Raw genomic sequence first — 8903 nt, 5'->3', positions numbered from 1 at the left:
CGGCCGCGGCATCGGCCGCGCCCTGGTCCGGGCGGCCTGCGCCGCCGCCCGCGACCGCGGCGCACGGCGCCTGACCCTGCGCGTGCTCGGCCACAACGTGCCCGCCCGCGCGCTCTACGCGGCCGAGGGCTTCGTGGTCGAGGGCGTGCTGCCCGGGGAGTTCCTGCTCGACGGGGAGTACGTCGACGACGTCCTGATGGGGCGCGCGATCGGCCCGGACAGCGCCGCCTGAGCGGCACTCCCGGGGTGCGCCGGGGCCCGGTGAGCCGCAGTGTTCTCTGTATGCCCTGGATGGTGACGCGGCGGGACGGCGGTCCGGACGAGGCCCCGCACGCCGGGTTCCGGGGCGCGCCGCCGATCCACTCGGTGCGCAGGGCACTGCCCGTCCTGCTTGTCCTGACGGCGCTGCTGCGGATCTTCTTCCACCTGGACGTCGAGTTCGCGCTGATGCTCGCGGCCACCCCGCCGGTCGCCGCGCTCTCCTACGGGCCGCTCGCCACCGCCGGCTTCGGCGCCGTCGTGATCCTCCTCTTCGAGCTGCCCGTACTGGGCTGGGACACCACACCGGGCAGCGGAGACGTGGGCTCCCTGATCGTCGTCGTCCTGCTGAGCATCGCGGTGTCCTGGGTGCGCAAGCGCCGCGAGGACCGGCTCTTCAGCATCCGTACCGTCGCCGAGTCCGCCCAGCTCGCCGTACTCACACCGCTGGCGGAGCGGGTCGGACACGTACGGTGCTCCGGGTTCTACCGGGCGGCAGCCCGCGACAGCCGGGTCGGCGGCGACCTCTTCGACGTGCGCAGCGGGCCGTACGGAGTGCGGGCCGTCGTCGGCGATGTGCAGGGCCACGGACTGGCCGCGGTGGGGACGGTGGCGGCGCTGCTCGGGGCGTTCCGCGAGTCCGTGCTCGACGACGCGGACCTGGCGCAGGCGGCCGCCCGCCTCGACCGGCGCATGGTCACCGACTCCGAGGGCATCGAGCACGCGGAGCTCTTCGCCACCGCTCTCCTGATGGAGTTCCCGGCCGACGCGGCCGAGGTGCGGCTGCTGTCCTGCGGGCATCCCGCGCCTCTGATGCTGCGCGGCGGGCGCGTCGGCGAGCCGGAGCTGCAGTACAGCCCGCCGCTGGGTCTCGGCCTTTCGCTCGACGGGATCGGCGAGCCGGTCGTCCGCACGGTCGCGCTCGAACCGGGGGACGTGCTGCTCGCCTTCAGCGACGGCGTCACCGAGGCCCGGGACGCCTCCGGCGCGTTCTATCCGCTGCAGGAGCGGCTGCCGCGGCTCGGTGTCACGGACCCCGACCACCTGGCCGAAGCGGTCTGGGAGGACCTGAGGAGATTCGTGCGCCGGAACAGGATCGAGGACGATCTGCAGATCCTGGTGCTCGCCCCGCGGGCGGGTCAGCCGGCGGCGAAGCGCTCCCAGAGCCGCGGGTAGTAGCTCGCCAGCTTCGCGTCGTCCTCGAAGTCGATCGGCGTGCCCTCCGGCTCCTGCCGGGCCGGCGGGATGCCCAGGTCGGGGGCGACGGTGCCGGTGAGCTGCTCGTACGCCTCGTCCGCCGCGTAGCCGAGCTCCTCGCCGTCGCCGTCGATCTCCTCGTCGAACTCGCCGAGCAGTTCGGCCAGCGAGTCCGGGTCGTGCAGCGCGCCCTCGAAGATCTCCCGGCCCTGCCCGATCAGCCAGCAGCGGAAGTAGTCGAAGGCGTCGTCGCTGACGCCGTCGAGCAGGACGGCCGCGGCACCCCACAGATCCCAGCGGTACGCGCGGTTGTAGCGGGACTCGAAGTGCCGGGCGAAGTCGAGCACGGCATCCGGATCGCGCCCGAGCAGCCGCTCCACGAGCAGGTCGGCGTGCTCCTCGGGGTCGCCGTCGGCGGCCGCGCGGGTGCTGTCGATGAGCTCCCAGAACTCCGTCTCGTCCATCACGCGTCCAGCATCGTCCCTGGCGGAGGGCCGCGCATGCGGAGTGCTGCTCTTGTTACCTGCGGGGATGCCGGTGGCATGGCCCGGCATGGTTCGGCACGACCCGACAACGGCCCGGCGATCCCCCGAAAATCCGGACAGTTGTTGTCGGGTATCGCTGCCATGATCGGATCATGCAGACGAATTCACCCGGCAACGCCCCGAAGAACAAGCCACTGACCGGCAGGATCGCCCTGGTCGCGGGAGCCACCAGAGGCGCCGGACGCGCCCTGGCGGTGGAACTCGGCAGAGCAGGCGCCACCGTGTACGCCACCGGCCGCACCACCCGAGAGCACATCAGCGAGGTCGGCCGGAAGAGCGAGACGATCGAGGAGACGGCCGAGCTCGTCACCGAGGCGGGCGGCACCGGCATCGGCGTACGCGTCGACCACCTGGTCCCCGACGAGGTGCGCGCCCTCACCGAACGCATCGACCGCGAGCAGGGCCGCCTCGACATCCTCGTCAACGACGTCTGGGGCGGCGATGTCCACGTCGAGTGGGACAAGAAGATGTGGGAGCACGATCTGGAGAAGGGCCTGCGCGTCCTCCGCCTGGGCATCGAGACGCACATCGTCACCAGCCGGTACGCGCTTCCCCTCCTCACCCGCAACCCCGGCGGCCTGCTCGTCGAGGTCACCGACGGCACCGCCGAGTACAACCGCCGCTACCGCGAGCCCTTCTACTACGACCTCGCCAAGGCCGCGCCGCTGCGGATGACCCTCGGCCTCGCGGAGGAGCTGAAGGAATACGGCTGCACGGCGCTGTGCATCACGCCGGGCTGGCTGCGCTCGGAGGCGATGCTCGACGAACACTTCAAGGTCTCCGAGGAGCACTGGCTGGACGGCTGCGAGCAGAATCCGCACTTCGCGATCTCCGAGACCCCCACCTACATCGGCCGCGCGGTCGCGGCGCTCGCCGCCGATCCGGACGTCGCGCGGTACAACGGCGCCTCGCTGTCCAGCGGCGGTCTGGCGGCCGAGTACGGCTTCACGGACGTGGACGGCTCGGCGCCGGACGCCTGGCGGTACATGACCGAGGTCGACCAGACGGCTCCGACGGCGGATGTGACCGGGTACCGGTAGCAGGGACGCGGTCAGCCGCTTCCGTACAGCTCGCGCATCCGGTCCACGGTGGCCGCCAACTGCTCACGCAGCGAACGGGGTTCGAGGACCTCCACCTCGGCCCCCAGACCGAGCAGCTGGGTGTACGCGACCGGCTCCGACTCGACGGGCAGGGTGACGGTGATCCGGCCCCGCCCGTCCGGGCCGCCCGCGGCATCAAGGGCCTCGCGGGCGGCCGCCGCGTCCACCGCGCGCGGAAGACGGCGGGCGCCCGTCTCGGTCAGCCGCAGCACGACCTCGGTGCGCAGGATCGACCGGGCGAACTGCTGCGCACGCTCCTCCCAGAAGCCCGGCAGGTCGAACTCCTCGTCCCGCTCGAACCGTTCACCGGACGGGCTCACGGAGGTGAAGCGGTCGATCCGGTACACCCGGAACGGGGCACCCTTCGACTCCGGCGCCCGCGCGGCCAGATACCAGACGCCGGCTTTGAGGACCAGGCCGTACGGTTCGAGCTCCCGCTGCACCTCGGTGTCCTGGCGCCGGTATCCGGCCGTCACCCGCAGGTCGCCCCAGACGGCCTCGGCGACATCGGGCAGCAGGGCGGGCGTCTCGGGCTCGCTGTACCAGCCCGGCGCGTCCAGGTGGAAGCGCTGGGCCGCGCTCTGCGAGGCGTCCCTGAGGGACGGCAGCAGGGCCGCGGATACCTTGAGGCGGGCCGCCGATCCTGCGTCCTCCAGGCCCATCTCGCGCAGGGCGCCCGGGAGTCCGGACAGGAACAGGGCCTCGGCCTCGGTTCGGGCGAGGCCGGTGAGGCGGGTGCGATAGCCGCCGATGAGGCGGTATCCGCCTCGTCTTCCCCGGTCCGCGTACACCGGGACGCCGGCCTCCGAGAGGGCCTGTGCGTCCCTTGTGACGGTGCGCTCCGAGACCTCCAGCTCCTGGGCGAGCTCGGCGGCGGTCATGGCTGGTCTCGCTTGCAGCAGGAGCACCATCTTGATCAATCGTGCGGCGCGCATGCGGGAGATTGTCCCCCAACCGCCCCTTCCCAAGAACTCCTCAATCGCCGGAGGGGCTCAATGGAGCCCCTCCGGCGATTGAGGAGAAGAAACGGTGAAAGGGCGGGGCCGGGGCAAAAAACCCGACCGCTCAGAGACCGTACTTGGCCCTGGCCTCCTTGACCGAAGACGCGGAGACCTCGCCCCGGCGAGCCAGCTGCGCAAGAGCAGCGACGACGATCGACTCCGCGTCGATGCCGAAGTGCCGACGCGCAGCGTCACGCGTGTCCGAGAGACCGAACCCGTCCGCCCCCAGCGAGGTGTAGTCCTGCGCCACCCACTGCGCGATCTGGTCCGGCACCTGCCGCATGTAGTCACTGACCGCGAGGACCGGACCCTCGACACCGTCGAGCACCTGCCGGACGTACGGCGTACGCTCCTCGCCCCGCAGCAGCGCCGCATCCGCCTCGAGGGCGTCCCGCCGCAGCTCCGTCCAGGAGGTCGCGGACCACACGTCAGCGGCCACACCCCACTCCTCGGCGAGCAGCCGCTGCGCCTTCAGGGCCCAGTGGATCGCGGTGCCGGAGGCGAGCAGCTGGGTACGGGACGCGTCACCCGCGACCGAAAGGCCCGCGCTCTCAGCGGTGTTGAAGCGGTACAGACCGCGCACGATGCCCTCGTCCACGCCCTCGGGCTTGGCCGGCTGCGGCATCGGCTCGTTGTAGACGGTCAGGTAGTAGAAGACGTCCGAGTCCTCGCCGGGTGCGGTCTCGCCGTACATCCGGCGCAGACCGTCCTTGACGATCGTCGCGACCTCGTACGCGAAGGCCGGGTCGTACGTCAGGGCCGCCGGGTTGGTCGCCGCGATCACCGGCGAGTGGCCGTCCGCGTGCTGCAGACCCTCACCCGTCAGGGTCGTACGGCCGGCCGTGGCGCCGATCAGGAAGCCCTTGCCCAGCTGGTCGCCGAGCTGCCACATCTGGTCCGCGGTCCGCTGCCAGCCGAACATCGAGTAGAAGATGTAGAACGGGATCATGGTCTCGCCGTGCGTCGCGTACGCGCTCGCGGCGGCGATGAAGTCGGCCATCGAACCGGCCTCGGTGATCCCCTCGTTGAGGATCTGGCCGTCCTTCGCCTCGCGGTAGTACATCAGCTGGTCGCGGTCGACCGGCTCGTACGTCTGGCCCTTCGGCGAGTAGATGCCGAGCGACGGGAACAGCGACTCCATGCCGAAGGTCCGCGCCTCGTCGGGCACGATCGGTACCCAGCGCTTGCCGGACTGCTTGTCCCGCATCAGGTCCTTGACCAGGCGTACGAAGGCCATGGTGGTCGCCACCGACTGGCTGCCGGAGCCCTTGTCGAAGGCGGTGAAGGCCTTCTCGGCCGGGGCCGGGAGCGCGGGCAGCGGCTGGGTGCGACGGGCCGGGGCCGGACCGCCGAGCGCGGCGCGGCGCTCCTGCAGATAGCGGACCTCGGGGGAGTCGGCGCCCGGGTGGCCGTAGGGCACCACGCCGTCGACGAACGCGGAGTCCGGAATGGGCAGTTCGAGCAGGTCGCGCATCTGCTTGAACTCGTCGTTCGTCAGCTTCTTCATCTGGTGGTTCGCGTTCTTCGACGCGAAGCCGTCACCGAGGGTGTGGCCCTTCACGGTCTGCGCGAGGATCACGGTCGGCGCGCCCTTGTGGGCGAGGGCCGCGCGGTACGCGGCGTACACCTTGCGCGGCTCGTGGCCGCCGCGGGACAGCTGGAAACACTCGATGATCTTGTCGTCGGAGAGCAGCTTGGCCATCTCGGCGAGCGCCGGGTCCTTGCCGAAGAAGTCCTCGCGGATGTAGGCGGCGTCCCGCGTCTGGTACGTCTGCACCTGCGCGTCCGGCACCTCGCGGATGCGGCGGACCAGGGCGCCGGTGGTGTCGAGCTGGAAGAGCTCGTCCCAGGCGTTGCCCCAGAGGGACTTGACGACATTCCAGCCGGCGCCGCGGAACTGGGCCTCCAGCTCCTGCACGATCTTGAAGTTGGCGCGCACGGGGCCGTCGAGCCGCTGCAGGTTGCAGTTGATGACGAAGGTCAGATTGTCCAGGCCCTCGCGGCTGGCGAGCGCGAGTGCGGCCGTGGACTCCGGCTCGTCCATCTCGCCGTCGCCGAGGAAGGCCCAGACGTGCGAGTTGGAGACGTCCTTGATGCCGCGGTGGGTCAGGTAGCGGTTGAACCGCGCCTGGTAGATCGCGGACAGCGGGCCGAGACCCATGGAGACGGTGGGGAACTCCCACAGCCACGGCAGGCGCCGCGGGTGCGGGTACGAGGGGAGGCCGTTGCCGCCGGCCTCCTGGCGGAAGTTGTCGAGGTGGTCCTCGGAGAGGCGGCCGTCCAGGAAGGCGCGGGCGTAGATGCCGGGCGAGGCATGGCCCTGTATGTAGAGCTGGTCGCCGCTGCCGTCGCCCTCCTTGCCGCGGAAGAAGTGGTTGAACCCGGTCTCGTAGAGCCAGGCGGCGGAGGCGAAGGTGGCGATGTGGCCGCCGACGCCGTGCTTGGAGCCGCGGGTGACCATCGCGGCCGCGTTCCAGCGGTTCCACGCGGTGATGCGGCTCTCGAGCTCCTCGTCGCCGTCCACGGTGGGCTCGGCGGAGGTCGGGATGCTGTTGACGTAGTCCGTCTCGAGCAGCCGGGGCAGGGCGAGGCCCGCGCTCTCGGCGTGCTGGAGGGTGCGCCGCAGCAGGTACTCGGCGCGGTGGGAACCGGCGTGCTCACTCACGGCGTCCACGGAGGCCGCCCACTCGGCGGTCTCCTCCGGGTCGCGGTCCGGCAGCTGGTCGAGCTGGCTCGGAAGCTTGCCTACGGGGTCGGTCATGATCGACGCCTTCCGGACAGGTTCTCCTGCCGCGGTGGGCGGGAGAGGGGGTGGAGATGGCCCTTGTCTGGCAGGACAGGGCGGAGGGCTGGGTGCAGCCCGTCGTCGACTGTAAGCGGCTGATCGATGATCGATCAAAGGTTGGACGTGAAAATTTCTGTCGGCGGACAAAGTCGGCACGGGGTGCCCGTTGAGTGGGCACAGAGTGCCGGGGCATATCCGTCGTAAGCGGACGCTCCCCAGCCCGCCCCTTCCCGGAACACCTGCCGGAGGGGCCTCCTCAATCGCCGGAGGGGCTTATTAAGCCCCTCCGGGCTGGGGAGTATTTACGGGCGGGGCGCGCACCCGAGGACGTGCTCCTTCACGAGAACGCCGATCGCGGGATCACGCCGGCGGAAGGCCGCGACCAGCGCGTCGTGCTCCTCCGCGTACGACTGCTGGACCGTGCCGAGCCAGCGGATCGACAGCGCCGTGAAGACCTCGATCCCAAGGCCCTCCCAGGTGTGGAGCAGCACCGCGTTCCCCGCGGCCCGCACCAACTCCCGGTGGAAATCGACCGTGTGCCGGACCTGGGACTCCCCGTCCGCATTCCGGTCCGCCTCGTAGAGCGCCGCCACCGACGGCTCGAGGACCGACACATCCGCGGCGAGCCGCTCCGCGGCCAGTTCGGCGGCGATCTGCTCGAGGCCGGCCCGTACCGGATAGATCTCGTCCAGGTCGGACGCGGTCAGATTCCGCACCCGTACACCCTTGTTGGGCGCCGACTCGATGAGCCGCAGCGCCTCCAGCTCCCGCAGTGCCTCGCGTACCGGCGTCTGGCTGACCTCCAGCTCCACGGCGATACGGCGCTCGACGATGCGCTCGCCAGGCTTCCACCGACCGCTCACGATCCCGTCCACGATGTGTTCACGGATCTGTTCGCGCAGCGAGTGGATGACTGGCGCGGTCATGCGGTGCTCCTTCAAGCCGGGAGAGACCTCTGCACAATACGGCCGCGCCCCCGTCCGGAAGTGCTCCGGACGGGGGCGCGGGCCAGGATGAGACGAGCCTTACAGGCCCAGCTCGACCTCGAACTCACCTGCTTCGAGGATCTCCTTGACCGTCGTCAGGTAACGGGCGGCGTCCGCGCCGTCCACCAGACGGTGGTCGTAGGAGAGCGCGACGTACGTCATGTCGCGCACCGCGATCGTCTCGCCGAGGTCCGGGTGGTTGATCACCACGGGACGCTTGACCGTGGCGCCGATGCCGAGGATGCCGACCTGGTTCGGCGGCACGATGATCGTGTCGAACAGGGCGCCGCGCGAACCGGTGTTGGAGATGGTGAAGGTCGCACCGGCCAGGTCGTCCGGCGTGATCTTGCTGCTCCGGACGGCGCCGGCCAGCTCGGCGGTCTTCTTGGCGATGCCCGCCAGGTTGAGGTCGCCCGCACCCTTGATGACCGGGGTCATCAGGCCCTTCTCGGAGTCCACGGCGATGCCGATGTTCTCCGAGTCGAAGTACGTGATGGTGCCCTCGTCCTCGTTGATCCGGGCGTTGACGACCGGGTGGGCCTTCAGCGCCTGGGCCGCCGCCTTGACGAAGAACGGCATCGGGGACAGCTTGACGCCCTCACGGGCGGCGAAGGCGTCCTTGGCCTGACCGCGCAGCTTCATCAGCTTGGTGACGTCGACCTCGACGACCGTGGTGAGCTGGGCCTGACCGTGCAGCGCCTTCATCATGTTGTCGCCGATGACCTTGCGCATGCGGGTCATCTTGACCGTCTGACCGCGCAGCGGGGACACCTCGAGCTTCGGCGCCTTGGAGGCGGCCGGAGCTGCCGCGGCCGGAGCCGGGGCGGCGCTCTTCGCGGTCTCGGCGGCAGCGACGATGTCCTGCTTGCGGATACGGCCGCCGACGCCGGAGCCCTTGACCGTCGCGAGGTCCACGCCGTGCTCGGCGGCGAGCTTGCGGACCAGCGGGGTCACGTACGCGGCGGAGGCGTCACCGGCCGGGGCCGGGGCGGCCGGCGCGGCGGGAGCCGGAGCAGCGGGCGCCGGAGCCG

At 70.8% G+C, this 8903-nt stretch carries 8 protein-coding genes; 3 read left to right on the top strand and 5 right to left on the bottom strand.

Annotation, left to right across the window (positions count from 1 at the left end):
* Together DY218_RS09950 and DY218_RS09945 are read left to right on the top strand one after the other, a co-directional pair.
* Window positions 1-232 (top strand): GNAT family N-acetyltransferase (locus DY218_RS09950; protein WP_147336131.1); only part of this gene is annotated, 232 nt, incomplete at its 5' end.
* A gap of 50 nt (window positions 233-282) precedes the next feature.
* Window positions 283-1434, top strand: coding sequence for a PP2C family protein-serine/threonine phosphatase (locus DY218_RS09945; protein WP_233521459.1), 1152 nt, complete (start codon window positions 283-285; stop codon window positions 1432-1434).
* Here the strand turns inward: DY218_RS09945 and DY218_RS09940 are convergent.
* The gene (locus DY218_RS09940; protein WP_128555573.1) at window positions 1398-1919 is read right to left on the bottom strand and encodes a DUF4240 domain-containing protein; all 522 of its coding nucleotides are present in this window, start codon (window positions 1917-1919) and stop codon (window positions 1398-1400) included. The genes DY218_RS09945 and DY218_RS09940 overlap by 37 nt on opposite strands.
* Before the next feature lie 173 nt (window positions 1920-2092).
* On the opposite strand from DY218_RS09940, the gene DY218_RS09935 reads away from it, so the two are divergent.
* Window positions 2093-3040, top strand: a complete 948-nt coding sequence (locus DY218_RS09935) for an SDR family oxidoreductase (RefSeq protein WP_128555572.1) — start codon at window positions 2093-2095, stop codon at window positions 3038-3040.
* An 11-nt stretch (window positions 3041-3051) separates the two neighbouring features.
* Here the strand turns inward: DY218_RS09935 and DY218_RS09930 are convergent, their stop codons facing one another.
* The 4 genes from DY218_RS09930 to sucB form a co-directional block, all read right to left on the bottom strand.
* A complete protein-coding gene (locus DY218_RS09930; protein ID WP_128555571.1) occupies window positions 3052-4035 on the bottom strand; it encodes a helix-turn-helix transcriptional regulator in 984 nt (327 codons plus the stop codon).
* 130 nt (window positions 4036-4165) lie between these two features.
* Window positions 4166-6862, bottom strand: a complete 2697-nt coding sequence (gene aceE / locus DY218_RS09925) for a pyruvate dehydrogenase (acetyl-transferring), homodimeric type (protein ID WP_128555570.1) — start codon at window positions 6860-6862, stop codon at window positions 4166-4168.
* Window positions 6863-7188: 326 nt separating this feature from the next.
* Window positions 7189-7812: a GntR family transcriptional regulator gene (locus DY218_RS09920; protein ID WP_128555569.1), complete on the bottom strand. Its 624-nt coding sequence runs from the start codon at window positions 7810-7812 to the stop codon at window positions 7189-7191.
* Window positions 7813-7911: 99 nt separating this feature from the next.
* Window positions 7912-8903 (bottom strand): 2-oxoglutarate dehydrogenase, E2 component, dihydrolipoamide succinyltransferase (gene sucB / locus DY218_RS09915; RefSeq protein ID WP_128555568.1); only part of this gene is annotated, 992 nt, incomplete at its 5' end.

Origin of the sequence: Streptomyces triticagri (genome assembly GCF_003429565.1) — a bacterium.
GTDB lineage: Bacteria > Actinomycetota > Actinomycetes > Streptomycetales > Streptomycetaceae > Streptomyces > Streptomyces triticagri.
The sequence above is the reverse complement of the archived record's forward strand: the minus strand, read 5'-3'. Positions and strand labels throughout refer to the sequence as shown.